19 protein-coding genes and 1 pseudogene are annotated in these 20,080 nt (G+C 32.4%); 13 read left to right on the top strand and 7 right to left on the bottom strand.

The features are described 5' to 3' along the window. Entirely contained in the window at positions 1-1,368 is a 1,368-nt protein-coding gene (locus Q0684_RS01255; RefSeq protein ID WP_299012228.1) for a DUF5723 family protein, read from the top strand. Position 1,369: 1 nt separating this feature from the next. Beyond that, on the top strand, positions 1,370-2,146 hold the full coding sequence (locus tag Q0684_RS01260; RefSeq protein WP_299012229.1) for a hypothetical protein: 777 nt from the start codon (positions 1,370-1,372) through the stop codon (positions 2,144-2,146). On the opposite strand, the gene Q0684_RS01265 is transcribed toward Q0684_RS01260, so the two are convergent. Next, positions 2,143-3,414, bottom strand: coding sequence for a replication-associated recombination protein A (locus tag Q0684_RS01265; protein WP_299012230.1), 1,272 nt, complete (start codon positions 3,412-3,414; stop codon positions 2,143-2,145). The two genes, Q0684_RS01260 and Q0684_RS01265, sit on opposite strands and share 4 nt — an antisense overlap. Positions 3,415-3,490: 76 nt before the next feature. On the opposite strand from Q0684_RS01265, the gene Q0684_RS01270 reads away from it, so the two are divergent. Continuing rightward, positions 3,491-4,177, top strand: a complete 687-nt coding sequence (locus Q0684_RS01270; RefSeq protein WP_299012231.1) for a rhomboid family intramembrane serine protease — start codon at positions 3,491-3,493, stop codon at positions 4,175-4,177. Positions 4,178-4,189: 12 nt separating this feature from the next. Here the strand turns inward: Q0684_RS01270 and Q0684_RS01275 are convergent. The 6 genes and pseudogenes from Q0684_RS01275 to Q0684_RS01300 all read right to left on the bottom strand — a co-directional run bounded on the left by Q0684_RS01275 (position 4,190) and on the right by Q0684_RS01300 (position 12,794). Continuing rightward, positions 4,190-4,826, bottom strand: a pseudogene (locus Q0684_RS01275) (peroxiredoxin). A 107-nt stretch (positions 4,827-4,933) separates the two neighbouring features. Continuing rightward, a complete protein-coding gene (rlmB, locus tag Q0684_RS01280) occupies positions 4,934-5,674 on the bottom strand; it encodes a 23S rRNA (guanosine(2251)-2'-O)-methyltransferase RlmB (protein WP_299012468.1) in 741 nt (246 codons plus the stop codon). A gap of 126 nt (positions 5,675-5,800) precedes the next feature. Continuing rightward, on the bottom strand, positions 5,801-6,643 hold the full coding sequence (locus Q0684_RS01285) for a hypothetical protein (RefSeq protein WP_299012232.1): 843 nt from the start codon (positions 6,641-6,643) through the stop codon (positions 5,801-5,803). A 17-nt stretch (positions 6,644-6,660) separates the two neighbouring features. Continuing rightward, complete coding sequence (locus Q0684_RS01290; protein ID WP_299012233.1) at positions 6,661-8,058, bottom strand: RagB/SusD family nutrient uptake outer membrane protein; 1,398 nt, start codon at positions 8,056-8,058, stop codon at positions 6,661-6,663. A gap of 4 nt (positions 8,059-8,062) precedes the next feature. Next, a complete protein-coding gene (locus tag Q0684_RS01295) occupies positions 8,063-11,197 on the bottom strand; it encodes a SusC/RagA family TonB-linked outer membrane protein (RefSeq protein WP_299012234.1) in 3,135 nt (1,044 codons plus the stop codon). Positions 11,198-11,471: 274 nt separating this feature from the next. Then, positions 11,472-12,794, bottom strand: a complete 1,323-nt coding sequence (locus Q0684_RS01300) for a hypothetical protein (protein WP_299012235.1) — start codon at positions 12,792-12,794, stop codon at positions 11,472-11,474. 502 nt (positions 12,795-13,296) lie between these two features. On the opposite strand from Q0684_RS01300, the gene rpsL reads away from it, so the two are divergent. The 10 genes from rpsL (at position 13,297) to rplV (ending at position 20,071) form a co-directional block, all read left to right on the top strand. After that, complete coding sequence (rpsL, locus tag Q0684_RS01305; RefSeq protein ID WP_018943587.1) at positions 13,297-13,671, top strand: 30S ribosomal protein S12; 375 nt, start codon at positions 13,297-13,299, stop codon at positions 13,669-13,671. Positions 13,672-13,698: 27 nt separating this feature from the next. Next, positions 13,699-14,178, top strand: coding sequence for a 30S ribosomal protein S7 (gene rpsG / locus Q0684_RS01310; RefSeq protein ID WP_138536169.1), 480 nt, complete (start codon positions 13,699-13,701; stop codon positions 14,176-14,178). Between the two features lie 5 nt (positions 14,179-14,183). After that, the gene (gene fusA / locus Q0684_RS01315; RefSeq protein WP_299012236.1) at positions 14,184-16,301 is read left to right on the top strand and encodes an elongation factor G; all 2,118 of its coding nucleotides are present in this window, start codon (positions 14,184-14,186) and stop codon (positions 16,299-16,301) included. Between the two features lie 18 nt (positions 16,302-16,319). Then, positions 16,320-16,625, top strand: a complete 306-nt coding sequence (gene rpsJ, locus Q0684_RS01320; RefSeq protein WP_068363283.1) for a 30S ribosomal protein S10 — start codon at positions 16,320-16,322, stop codon at positions 16,623-16,625. A gap of 366 nt (positions 16,626-16,991) precedes the next feature. Continuing rightward, positions 16,992-17,609, top strand: a complete 618-nt coding sequence (gene rplC, locus Q0684_RS01325; protein WP_298765594.1) for a 50S ribosomal protein L3 — start codon at positions 16,992-16,994, stop codon at positions 17,607-17,609. Next, positions 17,609-18,238 carry a 50S ribosomal protein L4 gene (gene rplD, locus Q0684_RS01330; protein ID WP_299012237.1) on the top strand — a complete coding sequence of 210 codons (630 nt, stop codon included), beginning with the start codon at positions 17,609-17,611 and terminating at the stop codon, positions 18,236-18,238. The genes rplC and rplD overlap by 1 nt, the downstream gene beginning before the upstream one ends. 9 nt (positions 18,239-18,247) lie before the next feature. Then, positions 18,248-18,538 carry a 50S ribosomal protein L23 gene (gene rplW, locus Q0684_RS01335; protein ID WP_298765589.1) on the top strand — a complete coding sequence of 97 codons (291 nt, stop codon included), beginning with the start codon at positions 18,248-18,250 and terminating at the stop codon, positions 18,536-18,538. Positions 18,539-18,549: 11 nt separating this feature from the next. Then, positions 18,550-19,374 carry a 50S ribosomal protein L2 gene (rplB, locus tag Q0684_RS01340; RefSeq protein ID WP_299012238.1) on the top strand — a complete coding sequence of 275 codons (825 nt, stop codon included), beginning with the start codon at positions 18,550-18,552 and terminating at the stop codon, positions 19,372-19,374. Between the two features lie 6 nt (positions 19,375-19,380). Continuing rightward, on the top strand, positions 19,381-19,659 hold the full coding sequence (gene rpsS, locus Q0684_RS01345; RefSeq protein ID WP_015482224.1) for a 30S ribosomal protein S19: 279 nt from the start codon (positions 19,381-19,383) through the stop codon (positions 19,657-19,659). Between the two features lie 7 nt (positions 19,660-19,666). Next, positions 19,667-20,071, top strand: coding sequence for a 50S ribosomal protein L22 (gene rplV, locus Q0684_RS01350; RefSeq protein WP_298765583.1), 405 nt, complete (start codon positions 19,667-19,669; stop codon positions 20,069-20,071). The last annotated feature ends 9 nt before the right edge of the window (positions 20,072-20,080 follow it).

Raw genomic sequence — 20,080 nt, forward strand, 5'->3', positions numbered from 1 at the left:
ATGAAACAAATAACGTTATTATTTATATGCTTTTTAAACTTTGTTTGTATTTCTCAAAATAGGCCTGCTTTATATGATTTTGCAGCATTGCCACAAACCTTATTATTAAATCCAGGAGCAGATGTAAACTATAATATGCATATTGGCCTTCCACTTTTATCAGGTTTATCTGCAGATATTGGTGCTACTAATTTTGTGTTATCAGATATTTTTGCTGCAGATAATGTTAATATTAATGATAAAATCACAAACTTTATTCAAAATACAGACGCAAGAGATCACATTAAAATAAACACACAAATAGAAGTTTTAAGTGGTGGTTTTAGAGTAGATCGTAAAAATTATATCAGCTTTGGTTTTTATCAGGAGTTAGATGCTATAGGTTATTTTCCAAAAGATGTTTTAGATTTAGCCAGAAAGGGTAACCAACCGTTTTTAAATAGAAGTTTTAGCGCTTCGCAATTACTATATAAAGTAGATCTTATAGGAGTTATTCATGCTGGTATTTCTAGAAAAGTGAACGAAAAGTTAATAGTAGGAGGTAGGGTTAAATTGTATTCTTCTGCAGTAAACTTAGAATCTAGAAATAATACAGGTACAATTACAACAAATTTGGGTGAAAATAATATTTTTACGCACAGGTTTCAAAATTTAAATGTAAACTTTAGAACTGCGGGTATTGTTGAAAATAATGAATTTATAAGAGAACCAAGTACCTATTTAAAAAATACGTTTTTAGCCGGGAATTTGGGTTTAGGAGTAGATGTTGGATTTTCATATAAAGTTAACCCTCAATTACAGTTTTCTGGGAGTTTAATAGATTTTGGCTTTATAAACTATAATAAAAATATAGACAATACAGTTACTCAAGGTGATTTTATTTTTGACGGAATTGATTTAAAATTCAATGGTGAAAATATCAATTATTGGGATGAGTTAGATGAAGTGTTTAAAGAGCAATTAGATACTGAAAAAAATGAAGAAGGCTACGTTTCTCTGAGACCTGCAAAATTATTTACGGCAGTTAAATATAGTTTTGGTAAACGAAGAAGCAAAGTTTGTTACAATAATAACCAAAATAATTATTACACAGATGCCTTTGGCGCGCAATTATTTTCGGTTTTTAGACCACTAGCACCTCAAATAGCGTTTACAGGGTTTTACGAAAAAGCATTTTCTAATAACTTGCGTGCCAAATTAACTTATACTGTAGATGATTATTCATACACAAACATTGGTTTAGGAGTTTCAGCGCAAATATGGAAGCTTAATTTTTATGGAATCTTAGATAATATAACAGCACTATCAGACCTTTCTTCGGCAAACAGTGTGTCATTACAATTTGGTTTTAACTTAATATTCAATTAAAATGAAAAAAATACTATTCACTTCTTTTTTATGCTTTTATGCGTTATTTAGTTTAGCACAAAAAAAGCAAGTAAACAATTATCAATATATCATAGTAAAAGATAAATTGTCTTTTTTTAAAGATAAAGACAAATACAGAACCAGTTCTTTAACCAAGTTTTTATTAAAAAAGAATGGATTTACCGTATTTTTAGAGTCGGATAATTTACCAAAAACTTTATTAGAAGAACCGTGCAATGCTTTGCTAGCAGACGTTATTAAAGAATCTTCTATGTTTAGAACTAAAGTAAATATTATTTTAACAGATTGTTATAATAACAGAGTCTTTACATCTAAGTTTGGTGAAAGTAAAGAGAAAATGTACAGTAAAAGTTACCAAGAAGCGATAAGGAATGCGCATAATACCATGCAAGAATTAAGATACGCTGGATTAGATAAAACTGAGCAAATTCCGTTTAATAAGGAAGTCATAAATGTAGCAGAGGTTAAGAGACCTCTAAAAAAAGAACAACCTATAGTTGCTGCGAATTCAAATACAAATAAAGACGCGGCACTTTTAGCTAAACAAACTAGGTTATACGCGCAACCAACAGAAAATGGTTTTCAATTGATAAATGATAAACCAGCAATTGTTTTTAGGCTATTAGAAACAAATACAAAAGACTTGTATATCATTAGAGGTAAAAACGGTATCCTATATAAAAAAGGTAATATTTGGGTGGCAGAATATTATAAAAATGGTGAATTAAAAACAGAGCAGCACAAAATTAAATTTTAATAATCATACTTGCTTTTCCAACGTTTTTTTAGGATCTCTTTAAATTGATTTTCTCTTGTGTTTTCTCCTGGTTCGTATAATTTACTGCCAGAGATTTCTTTTGGTAAAAATTCTTGTGCTATAAAATTATTTGTATAGTTATGAGCATATTGGTAGTCTTTACCATATTCTAAGTCTTTCATTAATTTAGTGGGCGCATTTCTTAGTGCAAGTGGTACAGCTAAATCGCCCGTTTGTTTTACTAAATTTTGCGCTGCTCCAATAGCCAAGTAAGAAGCGTTACTTTTTTGACAATTTGCTAAGTAAATAGCACACTGACTTAATATTATTCTAGATTCAGGATTACCAATAACGCTAACTGCTTGAAAAGTGTTATTTGCCAATATTAATGCAGTTGGATTTGCATTACCTATATCTTCAGAAGCTAAAATCAACAACCTTCTAGCAATAAATTTCACGTCTTCACCACCTTCTATCATTCTAGCTAGCCAATATACGGCAGCATTAGGGTCACTTCCTCTTATCGATTTTATAAATGCAGAAATAATGTCATAATGCTTTTCGCCGGTTTTATCATATCTAGCAGTGCTTTCTTGTATTTTAGCCAATACCAATTTATTGGTAATTTCAACAGTATCATCTGCAGAAACAAGCAATTCGAAAATATTTAATAGTTTTCTAGCATCTCCACCAGAAACTTGTAATAAAGCCGCTGTTTCTTTTAATTGAATTTTTTTTGTTGATAATATTTTGTCTTCTCTAATGGCTCTTTCTAATAATGCAATTAAATCAGTTTTATCAAACGAATTTAAAATATAAACTTGGCATCTAGAGAGTAGGGCAGGTATTACTTCAAAACTGGGGTTTTCTGTGGTTGCACCTATTAAGGTTACCCAACCCTTTTCTACTGCACCTAATAAGGAATCTTGTTGCGATTTACTAAATCTATGTATTTCATCTATAAATAGAATAGGGTTTTTAGCCGTAAAAAGACCACCACTTTTTTTTGCCTTCTCAATTACTTCCCTTACATCTTTAACCCCAGAACTTATTGCGCTTAAAGTATAAAATGGTCTTTTACTTTCAGTAGCAATTATATTTGCTAAAGTAGTTTTGCCAATTCCTGGTGGTCCCCAAAGAATTAGTGAAGGTATAATTCCCTTTTTAATTAATTGGGTTAATACTCCGTTTTTACCAACCAAATGTTGCTGACTAATATAGTCTTCTAATGTTTTAGGACGAATTCTTTCTGCCAAAGGTGCATTCATGCTGTAAAAATAATAAAGTTTAATGACAGAAGTGTCAGTTTTTTAATTTGGTAATATATTTGTTTATAATTGTAGTATGCAACAAGAAACTGAAATAAAAATATCTAAAAGTATTTTCGTTATACCTACAATTTATGTTGTGGGTATCTGGTTAATTTATTGGGTAGAAATTCAGTTTGGTTTTAATTTTAATAAGTATGGCGTATATCCAAGAACGTTTTTTGGTTTAAGAGGTGTGTTTTTTACCCATTTTATTCATAGTGATACAAGCCATTTATTCAATAACTCAGTTCCGTTATTTGTTTTATTAGCCAGTCTTTTTACTTTTTATAAAAATGTAGCTTTAAAGGTATTGTGTTATGGTGCACTTTTAGCAGGTTTATTAACTTGGTGTATTGCTAGATATAATTATCATATTGGTGCAAGTGGAGTGGTTTATTTGCTGTTTAGTTTTGTTTTTTTTAGTGGTTTAATAAGAAAGCATTATCGTTTAGTAGCGCTTTCACTAATTATTATCTTTTTATACGGAAGTATGATTTGGTATGTGTTACCAATTAAACAAGGTATGTCTTGGGAAGGGCACTTATCTGGTTTTCTAATAGGTTTGCTTTTTGCTTTTTTATATAGAAAACAGGGCATTGTTAAAGAAGAACATCAATTTACAAAAACAGAATTTGATTTAATGTTTGATGATAATGGTAACTTTAATCCACCTATTATAGAAGAAATAGCAAATGAAAATGAGTCTAAATCACAAATTTGAACTCATTTTGTATTATAAATTGGGCTGAGGTGTAACTCTCAAATACGGTTTTACTTCTTTATGTCCTTTAGGAAACAATTCAGGTATTTGTGCATTACTTACAGCAGGCACAATTACACAATTGTCTCCATTTTTCCAATTGGCAGGGGTAGCTACTTTATGATAAGCTGTTAATTGCAAAGAATCTATGGCTCTTAATGATGCATCAAAATTTCGACCTGTAGATGCTGGGTATACTATAATTAATTTCACCTTTTTATTAAGATCAATAATAAACACAGATCTTACCGCTAAATTATTATTTGCATAAGGATGTATCATGTCATATAATTCTGAAACTCTTTTATCTTTATCTGCAATAATTGGAAATTCTACAGAAGTATTTTGTGTTTCGTTTATATCTCTTATCCATCCTTTGTGAGAAGTAAGACCTTCTACACTTAATGCAATAGTTTTTACATTTCTTTTGTCAAATACTGGTTTATATTTGTGAACAGGACCTAATACTATATTACAAAAAGGTGTATCGTCTGCTGGGTGAAAAAAAATATTCCCAACTTTCTCCTAACCATTTATGAAAATTAATTTTTCCTTCCCTAGAGTTTGCTATAAAATTTAGTGCTTCATCACCTAATCTAATTGCACTCATTGTTCTTGATTTTAATTTTAACAAAATCACAAAGAATTTAACAAGGTATTTATTTTAAATAGGTAGCGGATGTTTAATAGGTAGCAAGTACTTAACAAGTACGTTTTTTAAGTTCTTTGTCTCACAGTTTCATAAAGAAAAGCACCACAAGCAACAGAAACATTTAAAGAACCAATTTCACCTAAAAGAGGCAGTTTTGCTTTTTTGTCTACCATTTTTAAAATGGAAGGATTTACACCTCTATCTTCAGAGCCCATAATAATTGCTGTAGGTTGTTTTAAATCTACTGTATAAATTAAATCTTCGGTTTTTTCCGTAGCTGCAACTGTTTTTATATCTGATGCTTGCATTAGAAAAATGGCATCTTTTATATGGTCTACTTTACAAATTGGTATTTTAAAGGCGGCGCCTGCAGATGTTTTTATGGTTTCTGCATTTACAGGAGCACTACCATTTTTTTGAATAACAATGCCGTTAACACCCGTACATTCTGCTGTTCTTATAATTGCGCCAAAGTTACGTACATCAGACAATTGGTCTAATAATAGAAACAGTGGTGTTTTTTTTGCTCCGATAGTAGTTTCTATTAACGTCTCTAAATCATGAAATTCAATAGGAGATATTTGAGCAACTGCACCTTGGTGGTTATTATTCTTAGAAAGACGGTTTAACTTTTCTATTGGTACTAGACTAGTAGCCAATTTGTTTTGTTTAATAAGTTTATCTAACTCATAATATAAATTACCTCGTAAACCCTTTTGTAGGTATATTTTATTTATAGTAGAACCACTTTCTATAGCCTCTATAATTGCTCTAATTCCAAAGATATTTGTAATTTCTTTATCCATCATTTTGCAAATGTAAATTAAAAATATTAGGTCTGTATATAATATGAATTATAATTAAGTTTTACCCAATAAAAAAGCCACCTCTTAAAAAGAGATGGCTTTTTGTAATTATAAATTTAAATAATATTAATTCTTTGTAAATAAATATTCAGCTTGTACAGGTGCTCCACCACAATCAGAATCTACATTATCAGTTAACTTAATTGTAAATGAAGAATCGTCTTCAACATTATAAGTTCCATTACCGGTTGTAGAAGGTCCTGTATTTAAATTCACATCATTACCACCACAACCAACTAAGTGATCTTGGAAAGGTACTAGGACCTCATTACAAACAAGAGCAAACTCAAAGGTTCTTGGGAATCTTCCGTCTTCAAAATAGTTTGCAGTAAATGTTCTTCCTAAAGGATTACTTTCATCAATTGCTAAAGTAACCACATTACCATTTCCACCATATGTAGATGCGCCAAATACTCCTGGGCTTATTGTGGTAACAGTATATTCTCCAACAAATAATGTTTCTGCCACAGGGCAAATCTGTAAAACATCAATTTCTAAATTACCTCCTGGAACTATACCTTCAACTTCTGTAATTTTAAGAACTAGTTTCTCAGGAGTAGTAGTTATATTCATGTCATCTACACCGTCTATTGTAATAGAGCCTATGAAAGAATTCGCAGGTATTACAATAGGGTTTACAGTATAGCTAGTAACACTAGCTGTAGACTCTTCTGCTACAACACTTACTTCAAAAGTTCTATCTATTTCAGATTGTGTAGTAACGCTTACAGGAAGCTCTAAGGTACCTGTGGCACCAATTGCAATTTGTAGCTCAGCTGTAGTTCTAGAAAACGCAACCAATGTCTGACCATTTACTGCATCAAAAACTACCTCTTCACGTTCTCCACAGCCAACTAGCAATAGTACAGCTGTTAAGCAACATATTAAATTATTAGATATTTTTTTCATTTTTTATATTTTTATTATTAATAACCGGGATTTTGAACCATATTCTCATTAGCATTTATTTCTACTACAGGAATAGGAAAAGTAAATCTTTCACTACTACTTGGTAGCACACAAGCATTGTCTAAATTATTACAGTCATCGGCAATTCTTTCAATATTTCTACCTAATCTTTTATGATCTAACCATCTGTGCCCTTCGTATGCTAATTCTAATCTTCTTTCTTCAAAGATAAAATCTAAACCACTATTTACATCGGTAATATTTGGAGCCACAGTTGCTTGTCCAAATCTTGCATCTCTAATCATTTTTAAAGTTCCTGCTGCAGCTGCAAAGTTATTAGCTCTAACTTCTGCTTCAGCTTTTATTAAGTGCATTTCAGAAACTCTAAAGATTTTGATATCTCTTAAAAACTCTAAACCTGGTAATCTTGGATACTTTCCAATTAAATATACGTCCTCACTTAATCTTTCATCATTTAAAAGAGAAATGTATCTTATATCATCTTGGTTCGCGTCAAGTATGTCAAAAAGTTCTTTAGACATTTCTATAGTTGGACCACCACCACCAAAGTGCCATATAAATCCAACTCCGGCGTTTCCTTGTACTCTTGCAAATTTAAAGATTACTTCTGTTTCATCCGCATCAAACCACATATCTTCATATTGTAGTTGGTTTGCTAAAGGGTATTTTGCAATCAATTTGTTTGCCTCTGTTAATGCAGTAGCGTATTCTCCTGTAAAAAGCGCTTTTCTTGCACGTAAAGCAGTTATGAAATCTTGTGTAATAAAGATATTATCTGTTCTAGAGTTGTCTAATAATGAAGAAGATGTTGCTAAATCTGCATCTATCAAAGTCATTACTTCATCTACAGTATTTCTTGGTAAATTTTCTGTAGTTACTACAAAATCAACTGCAGGTACAGACAAACCATCACCATTGTTGTAATCAGGTGTGAAATATTGGAAAAGTTCAAAATGACCTAAAGCTCTTAATGCATATGCTTGTCCTAGGATATCATTTACTCTAGCTCTTTCACTAGCATCAAATTCAATGATTTCAGATGCTTCTATAATTCTAGATGCCCTGTTTACCATTAAATATCTAGAGGTCCACATATTTCCTACAATACCATCAGATGGGTTTAATAGGAAGTTTAATAGTTGTAAATCTTGACCTCCATTGTCTATACCTATTCTTGCATTATCAGAAAATATTGAGTTAAATTCAATAGGTGCTGTGTTATGGGTTAAGTATAAACCGTTTAAAGCCAGTTGTAAATCGTCTACAGATGTAAATGCAACATCGGCAATTACATTAGAGTTCGGTAGTATCTCTAATTGGTCTTCACATGAATTCATGAAAAGCATTCCTATAGATAATACAGAAATTTTAAATATGTTTTTTATTTTTCTCATTTTATTAAAATTTTAAATCAATTCCAATTGTTGCAGATCTTCCATTTGGGAATGAAAAGAAATCACTATTTGCAAAAGGACTAAATTCAGGATCGAATCCTCTCCATTTTGTCCATGTAATTAAGTTTTCTCCTTGTCCGTATATTCTTACAGAACTAAAAGGTGTTTTGTCTAAGAAAGCTTTAGGTATGTTATACCCTACTTGTAAGTTTTTTAATCTTACAAAAGAAGCATCTTCTAAGTATCTGTCTGTTAATAATAATCTAGTACCTCCTGTAGTTAATGCAGGTATGCTTGTAATGTCTCCTGGTTCTTTCCATGCATCTAATAAATTAGTAGTAACGTTAGCAATACCAATTAGACCATTATCTTCTGCAACCCCTAATGTACCATTGTTTCTCCAAACATCAGCGCTAAAATTAAAAATAGCATTTACAAAGAAGCCTTTGTAGTTAATGTCTGTATTAAAACCTCCTTGGTATCTTGGTATAGAAGATTTATCTGTCCATACTCTGTCTGCTTCATTATACGTTTCTGTTACGTTGCCTTCTTTATCTAAATAAAGAGGTCTACCATTTGCTGGATTAACTCCTGCCCAACGTACTAAGTTAAATGTATTTATAGACCTTCCTACAGATTCTGGAGATTGTTGCGCCGCGTTAAATACGATTTCTCCATCAGCATCTGGTTCTACACCATCCAATTCTAAAATTTCATTTTCAAGGTAAGAAGCATTTGCCCCTATAGACCATGAGAAATCTTCCGTGTTAAATAACTGATAATTAAAAATAGCTTCTACTCCAGTGTTTTGAAGTTTACCATTATTTCCTTGGATTGCTCCAAAACCAGAAATTAATGTATTAGGTGCAGATAAAAACAGGTCATTAGTTACGTTTCTAAAAACGTCTAAAGATCCAGTTAATCTTCTGTTATCTAATATAAAGTCAATTCCAATATTTGTTTTAGTCGTATTTTCCCAAGTTAAGGTTCTGTTACCTAATTGGTTTGGTACTAAACTTACGGTTCCATTGTAACCTGTTCCATTACCAAATAAATCAAAAGGTAATACAAGTCCACCATAATATCCACCAGCTACTCTGTCGTTTGCGGTTGTACCATAACTACCTCTTAATTTTACATCATTTACAAAATCAGTATTTCCAAATATTCTTGTAAGATTTACAAAAGAACCTACGGCAAAGAAATTACCAAATCTAATATCTTCTAAAAATCTACTAGATCCATCTCTTCTAAATGTAAAGTCTACACCAAACTTTTGGTCATAATCATAATTAACTTTACCTAAAACAGAAAATTGAGCAACATTAGTAACAAAAGATCCTACTGCTGGAATGTAAAAATAATCTAATACTCCATCTCCATCTGGGTCTTCCGTTGTATTTCCGTCTATAAATCCTGCAGAACCTTCTAATCCCGGTAATAATCCTGTTTGTGCAAAACTAAAACCATCTATTTGTGAAAACAAATATTCTACAGCACCAAGTGCTCCAATATTATGAACATCATTAAATGTATTAGAATAATTAAATCTAATATCAGAATTCATTCTAGTATCTTTTGATATAGCTTGGTTTTGTGAACCTTGAAACTGAGCATTTTCGTTATTTACTCTGAAACCTCTAATACTATTTGCAGGTTGTTGTGCAAAATCTTCTCTGTTAATATGATCTATACCGAAGTTATATAGTACATTAAAGTTCTCCGTTATATCATATTTAGCTTGTAAAGATCCTGTTAGCCTAATTTCATTACGTCTATTGGTGTCAAAAGCAGCAACATTTTGCGCTATAAAAGGCGTGTTTAAAAATCCAGCAGCATCAGCAAATTCAGGATTACCAATAATATCTCTACTACCATCTGCATTAAAAGCAGGTAAATATGGCTTACCTACGAAAGGAACAATAAAAGGATTACTTAAAGAACCACTAGTAGTACCAGCTCCACCAATACCTCCAGGGAAGTCAGATACAGAATAACCAATACCTATATTTGTAGATAATGTAAATTTATCCTTCTTTAAAGTAGTATTACTTCTTAATGTAATTCTTTCTAATTTAGAACGTAAGGTAATACCCTCTTGCTCAAAATATCCGATAGAATTATAAGTTGTCATCTTTTCTGAACCACCTGAAATTGCAATGTTGTGAGATTGAAATCTACCTGTTCTCAATAAAAGGTCTTGCCAGTTTGTGTTAAAGCTTGGGTCTGCACTAATTCTAGCTATTTCTTCATCAGATAAAGCTCCACTAGATGTAATACCCAACTTATCTCTAACCCAAGCATTACCAAAGCCACCACCAACGGCAACACCTGCATCTCTTTCAATATTTAATAATTGTTCTGTGTTTGTTAACTCAAATTGAGCTTCAGGGACAAAAGAAAAACCTGTTTGACCACTATATGAAATAGAAGTTTTTTGGTTAAATTTACCTCTTTTAGTCTTTATAATAATTACACCTCCAGTTGCTCTGTTACCGTATATTGCTGTAGCAGATGCATCTTTCAAAATAGAGATAGATTCAATATCATTTGGGTTGATGTTTTGGAAACTATCCTCATCAACTGCAATATCATCTATTATGAATAAAGGTTCGTTATTACCTCCAAGACTGTTTGCACCTCGTAATAAAATCTGACTATTTCCTCCAGGTTGTCCGTTAGCTGTAGATATATTCAAACCAGGTGTTTGTCCTTGTAAAGCTGTAACAACAGAACCAACAGGTCTGTTTTCTACTGCTTCTGCACCTAAAAAGTTAACAGCGGCAGTTGCTGTTTCTCTTTTTTGTTCACCGTAGCCAATAACTACAATTTCGTCTAAAACACTAGCATCTTCATTAAGCGTAACATTGATGGTATTGCTAGCTCCAATTACTCTTTCTACTGTCTTATATCCTAGATATCTGAATACAAGTACATCTCCAGTTTTTGCGGTTAAGGAATACTTACCATCAAAATCTGTTTCTGTACCAGTATTACTACCTTTTAAAAGAATACTAACTCCTGGTAAGCTACCAGAGCTATCTGAAACCTTACCGGTTATTGTTTTCTTCTGTGCAAAGGAAATTTGCACAACTAACGCCAGTAATAGCGTTAAAAATCCATTAAACTTTGTTTTCATTGTATAATTATTTGAATTAATTAATTCCAAAAGTCTTAAATAAAACTTAATAAAACAATTTTTTAACAAAAAATGTTTAAATATTTTTTCATTTTTTTAGTCAATTTTAAGACGGTCATTTTTCATATTCTTTTTTTTATTCGTATTTTTTTGATAAATATTCAATGATTTTCCGTTTTTGTTGATTTAAGTGTATGTATGTGGTTGTATTTTTATTTAAACTCAGTTTAGGGTTTTATGATTTTATTTTGAATTTATCTAAGGGTTTAAATTTTTAGAAAAACGTAGTCCAGTTAATTAATAATTGTGTATTTCTAATATTAATTTGTTGCTTTACATTGTTACCCGTAACTGCGGATAGGTTTATTTTGGAGTTGTTGGAGGAAAAGGTGTAGCCAAGGCCAAGGCCAAATAATTGCTGCTGAATTTTGTTTTGTACTGCAATGGCAAGGTCTGTTATACTATATAAATATGCTTTTCGTGAAGTTTGGTATCTGTATTCTATTTGCTGAATAGTAAATCGATCTGTAAATATACTTTTATTATTAAAACCTCGAACCGAGTTTACGCCTCCTATTCTATAAAGCTCATTTTGTAAAAAGGAGTCTGAATTTAACAAACTAGCTTTATTACGCAGATATATTGCGGATCTCCTTTTTAAATTTATAAAATAGCTTATGTCTGTGGCTATTTGTATTTGATTTGTTCTTTGTGATGTAATCCTTTGTCCATATTTGCCAGATATAGCTAAGTTAAATTTGTTGTTATTAAAAAAACTATTGCTAGGTATTTTAAAATTATATCCTAAACCGAAAAAAAAGTTATTAAAACTTGATAATTCTTGAGTTGTTCTGCTGGTGTTTGAATTTTCGGACTGAAAAGATAAACTTAGGTTTGTATTTGCTTTTATTTGGTAAGACGTATGTAAATAAAGTTTGGTATTAATAAAGGTTGAGTCTTGCTTGAACAATGTAAATCCTAGGTTAGGTGTAATTTTTGTGTTAAAAATATATGGAGTTTTTACATTAACTAGTAACTCTTGGCTTGTGTTACCTAAGCTGTTCCAAAACAATTCAAAGTTTTCTCCACGATTTAATACATTATTCAATTTTAAATCTAAATGACCATTAAATGCGAGTTTACCATTCTCTTCAGAATTAAAATTTATCAAACCATCAAAGCTGTTATTCTGTTTTCTTTTGATGTACATATATAATAACGTGGAATCTTTTTTAAATAGAACTTCGGGAGGTTTTATTTCTTCTATAAAATTTAAGCTCTGAGATAAAATAGAAATCTTTTTTATGATCTGTTGATTAAAAATGGTGTTTTTGTCAATATTGAAAAAGTTTGTTGTAAATTTTTTAGGGAAGTTGGTGTACTCTTTATAAATAACATTGTCGATTTTTCTTGCTTTACTGTAACTTATATATAGGTCTGCAAAGATATTATTGCTACTTAGCTCAAAGTTTTGTAATTTAATTTTAGAGAAAGAATAACCCTGTTCCTCTAGTGTGTTTGTTATTTTTTTGTTGAAGTCTTCTAATTGAGATATCTGTAGCTTTATATTTGTTTGTTTTAATTTTAAAATTTTCAAAAACTCATGATCTGTGTTAGTTAATTTTAACGTTATGGAATCCGTTTTTTTTCGAAGTGAAAAATAGGCTGTATAGTTTCTTTCTTTTAAAATTAAACTGTCTAAAGAACTTAAAAAGTACCCTTCTTTTTTTAATTTATTTGAAATATAATTTAGATTGCTAAATAGTTGTATAGAATCTTTTGCCTCTTTGTTAAAGTCTATGCTGTTTAAAAATACTTGTTCTTTTTGTTTTATAGATTTTAGTATAAGCTCTTGTGAAAAACTTTTACCTATATATAAGGTGTTCAGAAAAACAAAAGAAAGAAAGATATTTTTGATGCTCAAAGCGTATATTTATGTTTTCAAAAGTAATTTAAAATGTATTGTTTTTCGGATTAAGAAAATACTTTTTTAAAAAATAACTTGCTGATACTTGTATAATTATAAATTAGTTGTACATTTGCAGACCCTTAAAAATAAGGGAATGTTTAATATAAACGAAAAACAGTAATAATTTAGTATGCCAACTATTCAACAATTAGTTCGTAAAGGAAGAACCAAAATAACTAAGAAGAGTAAATCGGCTGCTTTGTCGTCTTGTCCTCAAAGACGTGGAGTTTGTACTCGTGTTTATACCACAACGCCAAAAAAACCTAATTCAGCAATGCGTAAAGTTGCCAGGGTTAGATTAACAAATGGTAATGAGATAAACGCATACATTCCAGGTGAAGGACACAACTTGCAAGAGCACTCGATAGTATTAGTTAGAGGTGGAAGGGTAAAAGATTTACCAGGTGTTAAATATCACGTGGTACGTGGAGCATTAGATACAGCAGGTGTTGAGGGAAGAACTCAACGTAGGTCTAAGTATGGTGCGAAACGCCCAAAAAAGTAAAATTAGTAACTTTTTTAATGTAAAGACATGAGAAAAAGAGCAGCAAAAAAAAGAGTCTTATTGCCAGATCCAAAGTTTAATGATCAGTTAGTAACACGTTTCGTAAACAACTTAATGTGGAGTGGTAAGAAGTCAGTAGCCTTTAAAGTATTTTATGATGCTTTAGAGATTGTAGAAGAAAGAAAAGGAGAAGGCGAAGAAAAGTCGGCTTTAGAAATCTGGAAAGAAGGTTTGTCTAATGTAATGCCACACGTAGAAGTTCGTTCTAGACGTGTTGGTGGGGCAACATTCCAAATTCCAATGCAAATTAGACCAGATCGTAAAGTATCTATGGCTATCAAATGGATGATTTTGTACACTCGTAAGAGAAACGAAAAAACAATGGCACAGCGTTTAGCTGCTGAAATTTTAGCTGCGGCTAAAGAAGAAGGTGCTGCTGTTAAAAAACGTACAGATACTCACAAAATGGCAGAAGCTAACAAAGCTTTTTCACACTTTAGATTTTAATAGAAATGGCTAGAGATTTAAAATATACTAGAAATATTGGTATTGCAGCACATATTGATGCTGGTAAAACCACAACTACAGAGCGTGTATTGTACTATACAGGTGTTTCTCATAAAATTGGAGAAGTGCATGATGGTGCAGCAACAATGGACTGGATGGAGCAAGAGCAGGAAAGAGGTATTACAATTACTTCTGCTGCAACAACTTGTACTTGGCAGTTTCCATTAGAAAACGCAAAACCAACTCCAGATACTAAAGGGTATCACTTTAATATTATTGATACTCCTGGTCACGTAGATTTTACTGTTGAAGTAAATAGATCTTTACGTGTATTAGATGGTTTGGTATTCTTGTTTAGTGCAGTAGATGGTGTTGAGCCACAATCTGAAACGAACTGGAGATTAGCTGATAATTACAAAGTACCAAGAATTGGTTTTGTGAATAAAATGGACCGTCAAGGGTCTGATTTCTTAGCAGTATGTCAGCAAGTAAAAGATATGTTAAAGTCTAACGCAGTGCCAATCGTTTTAAACATTGGTGATGAGGATGAGTTTAAAGGTATCATTGACTTAGTAAAAAACCGTGCTATTGTATGGCATGACGAAACTCAGGGGGCAACTTTCGATGTTATCGATATTCCTGAGGATATGAAAGAAGAAGCTCGTAAATACCGTGCACTTTTAATTGAAGAAGTAGCAAGTTATGATGAGAATCTTTTAGAAAAATTTATGGAAGATGAAGATTCTATTACAGAAGAAGAAGTGCATGCTGCACTTAGAGCTGCTGTAATGGATATGGCAATTATTCCTATGATTTGTGGATCTGCATTTAAAAATAAAGGTGTCCAGTTCCTATTAGATGCTGTATGTCGTTATTTACCTTCACCTATAGATAAAGAAGGTATAGTAGGTGTTAACCCAGATACAGATGAAGAAGAAATTCGTAAGCCAGATGTAAAGGAGCCTTTTGCTGCTTTAGCATTTAAGATTGCTACTGACCCGTTTGTAGGTCGTTTAGCATTTTTTAGAGCATATTCAGGTCGTTTAGATGCGGGTTCTTATGTTTTAAATAACCGTTCTCAGAAAAAAGAGCGTATCTCTCGTATCTATCAAATGCATGCGAATAAGCAAAACGCAATTGATTATATTGAAGCAGGAGATATTGGGGCAGCTGTAGGTTTTAAATCTATTAAAACAGGAGATACGTTATCTTCTCAAGAGCACCCAATTGTTTTAGAATCAATGGATTTTCCAGATCCAGTAATTGGTATTGCTGTAGAGCCTAAAACAAAAGCAGATGTAGATAAATTAGGTATCGGTCTTGGTAAGTTAGCTGAAGAAGATCCTACGTTTACAGTAAGAACAGATGAGGCTTCTGGACAAACTATTATTTCAGGAATGGGAGAGTTGCATTTAGATGTAATTGTAGACCGTTTAAAGCGTGAGTTTAAAGTAGAAGTTAGTCAAGGCCAGCCTCAGGTTGAGTATAAAGAAGCTATTACGGCAACAGCAGATCACAGAGAAGTTTATAAAAAGCAATCTGGTGGTCGTGGTAAGTTCGCTGATATTGTATTTACTATGGAGCCTGCAGATGAAGGTGTTCAAGGTTTACAATTTGAATCTGTAATTAAAGGTGGTAACGTTCCTAAAGAATTTGTTCCTTCTGTTGAAAAAGGATTCAAAGAAGCAATGAAAAATGGTCCTTTAGCGGGTTACGAAATGGATTCTATGAAAGTAACCTTAAAAGATGGTTCTTTCCACGCGGTGGATTCAGATCAATTGTCTTTTGAGTTAGCTGCAAAATTAGGTTATAAAAATGCTGCGAAAGCTGCAAAAGCCAAGATTATGGAGCCTTTAATGAAATTGGAAGTGTTAACTCCAGAGGAGAACATGGGAGATATCGTTGGGGATTTAAATAGAAGAAGAGGCCAGGTTAATGATATGTCTGATAGAAATGGAGCGAAGGTTGTAAAAGCAATTGTACCATTATCAGAAATGTTTGGTTATGTTACAGCATTAAGAACAATGTCTTCAGGTAGAGCTACTTCTACTATGGAATTTTCTCATTATGCAGAAACACCATCAAATATTTCAGAAGAAGTAATCGCTGCTGCAAAAGGATAATCTACTAAACAATACAAGATGAGTCAAAAAATTAGAATAAAATTAAAGTCTTACGATTATAATTTAGTAGATAAATCTGCTGAAAAAATAGTAAAGACGGTAAAAAGTACTGGTGCTGTAGTTAACGGTCCAATACCATTACCAACACATAAAAAGATTTTTACAGTATTACGTTCACCACACGTAAACAAAAAATCTAGAGAGCAATTTCAATTAGCTGCTTACAAAAGGTTATTAGACATTTATAGTTCTTCTTCGAAAACTATTGATGCTTTAATGAAGCTTGAGTTACCAAGCGGTGTTGAAGTTGAGATTAAGGTGTAATGAAACTCAACTTTTCACCTGAAAAGTTGTAAGTTGAATGCATTCCGAACTTGTTTCGGAATCTCTAAAAGATTAAAAGTAGATAACTTTCGGTTTAATTTTGTTAAACCGAAAGTTTTCAATACTTTTGCAACCCGAAATAGAGTAGGGTAATGCTTTTTTTGATGTGAAATTCAATTAGAGTAACATGTCCAGAGCGTTTCGCGAAGGAAAAACGGTAAAAACAAAATCAGCGTTGAATTTGTTTTGCGCTGTTTTTTTTGAACTAAACTCTAAAGATATGTAAAAACGAAACATTAGTTTCAAACAAATATTTATAAATAGACGCGCTGGATAAAATAAATCTATCGTCTTAAAATTAACAAAATGTCTGGGTTAATAGGTAGAAAAATTGGAATGACCAGCTTGTTTGATGAAAACGGGAAGAATATTCCTTGTACAGTAATTGAAGCAGGTCCTTGCGTTGTTACCCAAGTCAGAACCGAAGAGGTTGACGGATACAATGCGTTGCAACTTGGTTTCGATGACAAAAAGGCGAAGAGTTCTAACAAGTCGTTAGACGGTCACTTTAAAAAAGCTGGCACCACTGCTAAGAAAAAAGTCGTTGAATTTCAAGGGTTTGAGGAAGAGTATAAATTAGGAGACTCAATTACTGTTGAGCACTTTGAAGAAGGCGAGTTCGTCGATGTTTCTGGTGTATCTAAAGGTAAAGGTTTTCAAGGTGTTGTAAAACGTCATGGTTTTGCAGGTGTGGGTCAAGCTACTCATGGTCAGCACAACAGATTAAGAGCCCCTGGTTCTATTGGTGCTGCATCTTATCCTGCAAGAGTATTCAAAGGAATGCGTATGGCAGGTAGAATGGGTGGAGATAAAGTGAAAGTACAAAACTTAAGAGTATTAAAAGTAGTTGCTGAAAAGAACTTACTTGTTGTTAAAGGAGCAATTCCTGGACACAAAAATGCTTTTGTAACTATTCAGAAATAATGAAAGTAGCAGTTTTAGATATTACAGGAAAAGATACAGGTAGAAAAGTTGAACTTTCTAGCGATGTATTTGGTGTTGAGCCTAATGACCATGCTATTTATTTAGATGTTAAGCAATACTTGGCTAATCAAAGACAAGGAACGCATAAAGCTAAAGAAAGAGCAGAAATAGTTGGTTCTACAAGAAAGATAAAAAAACAAAAAGGTACTGGTACTGCAAGAGCAGGTTCTATCAAGTCTGGTGTTTTTAGAGGTGGAGGGCGTATGTTCGGTCCAAGACCAAGAAGTTATTCTTTTAAGTTGAATAAAAATTTAAAGCGTTTGGCTCGTAAGTCGGCTTTATCTATTCAAGCAAATGATAAAAATTTAGTTATCGTTGAAGACTTTAATTTTGAAACTCCAAAGACTAAAAACTTTGTAGATGTTTTAAAAGCATTAAAAGTTGATACTAGAAAGTCATTATTTGTTTTAGAGCAAGAAAATGCAAACGTGTATTTATCTTCTCGTAACTTAAAGAACTCTAAAGTAGTTAAAGCTTCAGAAATTAATACTTATGGTGTGTTAAACGCCAATACAGTTGTAATTACTGAAAGCTCTTTAGAAGATATTAATACAAACTTAAGCAAATAGGGATTCAAAATGAGTATTTTAATAAAACCTATTATTACGGAAAAAGCAACAAACGATAGCGAATTATTTAACCGTTATGCTTTTGTTGTAGATAGTAAAGCTAATAAATTAGAAATCAAAGGAGCTGTTGAAGCTGCTTATGGTGTTTCTATTTCTAGTGTGAAAACTTTAAACTATCCAATTCAAAGAAATACAAAGTTTACTAAAAAAGGATTAGTAACTGGTATTAAGAGTGGATACAAAAAGGCAATCGTGCAGTTAGCAGAAGGAGAAAGCATTGATTTTTATAACAATCTTTAAGAAAAGACAGAATGTCAGTTAGAAAATTAAAACCAGTAACACCAGGTCAGCGTTTTAGAGTTGTAAATGGGTTCGACACCATTACAACTGATAAGCCGGAGAAAAGTTTACTTGCTCCGAAAAAAAGATCTGGAGGTCGAAACAGTCAGGGTAGAATGACAACTCGTAATATCGGAGGTGGTCACAAACAAAAATATCGTATTATCGATTTTAAAAGAGATAAAACTGGTATTCCCGCAACAGTAAAAACTATAGAGTACGATCCAAATCGTACGGCATTTATTGCCTTACTTAGTTATGCTGATGGTGAAAAGCGTTATGTAATTGCACAAAACGGTTTAAAAGTAGGTCAAACTATTATTTCAGGAGAGAATGTAGCTCCAGAGATTGGAAATGCAATGACTTTAAGTGAGATTCCATTAGGAACAACTATTTCTTGTATAGAATTACGACCAGGGCAAGGAGCTGTTATGGCACGTTCTGCAGGTTCTTTTGCACAGTTAATGGCAAGAGATGGTAAGTATGCAACGGTAAAATTACCTTCTGGGGAAACAAGATTAATCTTGTTAACTTGTATGGGAACTATTGGTGTTGTATCTAATTCAGATCATCAATTATTGGTTTCTGGTAAAGCAGGTAGATCAAGATGGTTAGGTAGAAGACCAAGAACTAATGCTGTAAGAATGAATCCAGTAGATCACCCAATGGGTGGTGGTGAAGGACGTTCTTCAGGAGGACATCCAAGATCTAGAAATGGTATACCAGCTAAAGGATTTAAGACTAGGTCTAAGACTAAAGCTAGTAATAAATATATTTTAGAACGTAGAAAGAAATAATAAGTTATGGCAAGATCATTAAAAAAAGGACCTTACGTTCACTATAAGTTAGAGAAAAAAGTGTTGGCTAATGTAGAAGCTGGTAACAAAACTGTAATTAAAACTTGGTCAAGAGCAAGTATGATTACTCCAGATTTTGTTGGACAAACAATTGCGGTTCATAATGGCCGTCAGTTTGTACCAGTTTATGTAACAGAAAACATGGTAGGGCATAAATTAGGCGAATTTTCACCAACTCGTTCTTTTAGAGGACACGCTGGTGCAAAAAATAAAGGAAAAAAATAAGTAGGAAATGGGAGTTCGTAAAAAAAATATGGCAGATAAGCTGAAAGCAGAAAGAAAGCTACGTGCTTTTGCAAAGCTTACAAACTGTCCTACATCACCAAGAAAAATGCGTTTAGTAGCGGATCAAGTAAGAGGTGTAGAAGTAGAGAAGGCTTTACAAATCTTAAAGTTTAGTCCAAAAGAAGCATCTATTAATTTAGAGAAACTTTTATTATCTGCAATAGCAAATTGGCAAGCAAAAAATGAGGATGCAACTATAGAAGATGCAAATTTATATGTGAAGTCTATTTGTGTAGATAGTGCTGGAATGTTAAAAAGATTAAGACCAGCTCCACAGGGTCGTGCACATAGAATTCGTAAGCGTTCTAATCACGTTACACTAGAGTTAGGTAGTAAAAATTTAAGTAATTAATCAAAGTAG

Source organism: uncultured Polaribacter sp., from assembly GCF_947503875.1.
GTDB lineage: Bacteria > Bacteroidota > Bacteroidia > Flavobacteriales > Flavobacteriaceae > Polaribacter.

Excerpts from the sequence above, each read along its gene's own strand:
- Q0684_RS01255 (WP_299012228.1), top strand. The coding sequence starts at position 1 with ATGAAACAAATAACGTTATTATTTATATGCTTTTTAAACTTTGTTTGT.
- Q0684_RS01260 (WP_299012229.1), top strand. The coding sequence starts at position 1,370 with ATGAAAAAAATACTATTCACTTCTTTTTTATGCTTTTATGCGTTATTT.
- Q0684_RS01265 (WP_299012230.1), bottom strand. The coding sequence starts at position 3,414 with ATGAATGCACCTTTGGCAGAAAGAATTCGTCCTAAAACATTAGAAGAC.
- Q0684_RS01270 (WP_299012231.1), top strand. The coding sequence starts at position 3,491 with ATGCAACAAGAAACTGAAATAAAAATATCTAAAAGTATTTTCGTTATA.
- rlmB (WP_299012468.1), bottom strand. The coding sequence starts at position 5,674 with ATGGATAAAGAAATTACAAATATCTTTGGAATTAGAGCAATTATAGAG.
- Q0684_RS01285 (WP_299012232.1), bottom strand. The coding sequence starts at position 6,643 with ATGAAAAAAATATCTAATAATTTAATATGTTGCTTAACAGCTGTACTA.
- Q0684_RS01290 (WP_299012233.1), bottom strand. The coding sequence starts at position 8,058 with ATGAGAAAAATAAAAAACATATTTAAAATTTCTGTATTATCTATAGGA.
- Q0684_RS01295 (WP_299012234.1), bottom strand. The coding sequence starts at position 11,197 with ATGAAAACAAAGTTTAATGGATTTTTAACGCTATTACTGGCGTTAGTT.
- rpsL (WP_018943587.1), top strand. The coding sequence starts at position 13,297 with ATGCCAACTATTCAACAATTAGTTCGTAAAGGAAGAACCAAAATAACT.
- rpsG (WP_138536169.1), top strand. The coding sequence starts at position 13,699 with ATGAGAAAAAGAGCAGCAAAAAAAAGAGTCTTATTGCCAGATCCAAAG.
- fusA (WP_299012236.1), top strand. The coding sequence starts at position 14,184 with ATGGCTAGAGATTTAAAATATACTAGAAATATTGGTATTGCAGCACAT.
- rpsJ (WP_068363283.1), top strand. The coding sequence starts at position 16,320 with ATGAGTCAAAAAATTAGAATAAAATTAAAGTCTTACGATTATAATTTA.
- rplC (WP_298765594.1), top strand. The coding sequence starts at position 16,992 with ATGTCTGGGTTAATAGGTAGAAAAATTGGAATGACCAGCTTGTTTGAT.
- rplD (WP_299012237.1), top strand. The coding sequence starts at position 17,609 with ATGAAAGTAGCAGTTTTAGATATTACAGGAAAAGATACAGGTAGAAAA.
- rplW (WP_298765589.1), top strand. The coding sequence starts at position 18,248 with ATGAGTATTTTAATAAAACCTATTATTACGGAAAAAGCAACAAACGAT.
- rplB (WP_299012238.1), top strand. The coding sequence starts at position 18,550 with ATGTCAGTTAGAAAATTAAAACCAGTAACACCAGGTCAGCGTTTTAGA.
- rpsS (WP_015482224.1), top strand. The coding sequence starts at position 19,381 with ATGGCAAGATCATTAAAAAAAGGACCTTACGTTCACTATAAGTTAGAG.
- rplV (WP_298765583.1), top strand. The coding sequence starts at position 19,667 with ATGGGAGTTCGTAAAAAAAATATGGCAGATAAGCTGAAAGCAGAAAGA.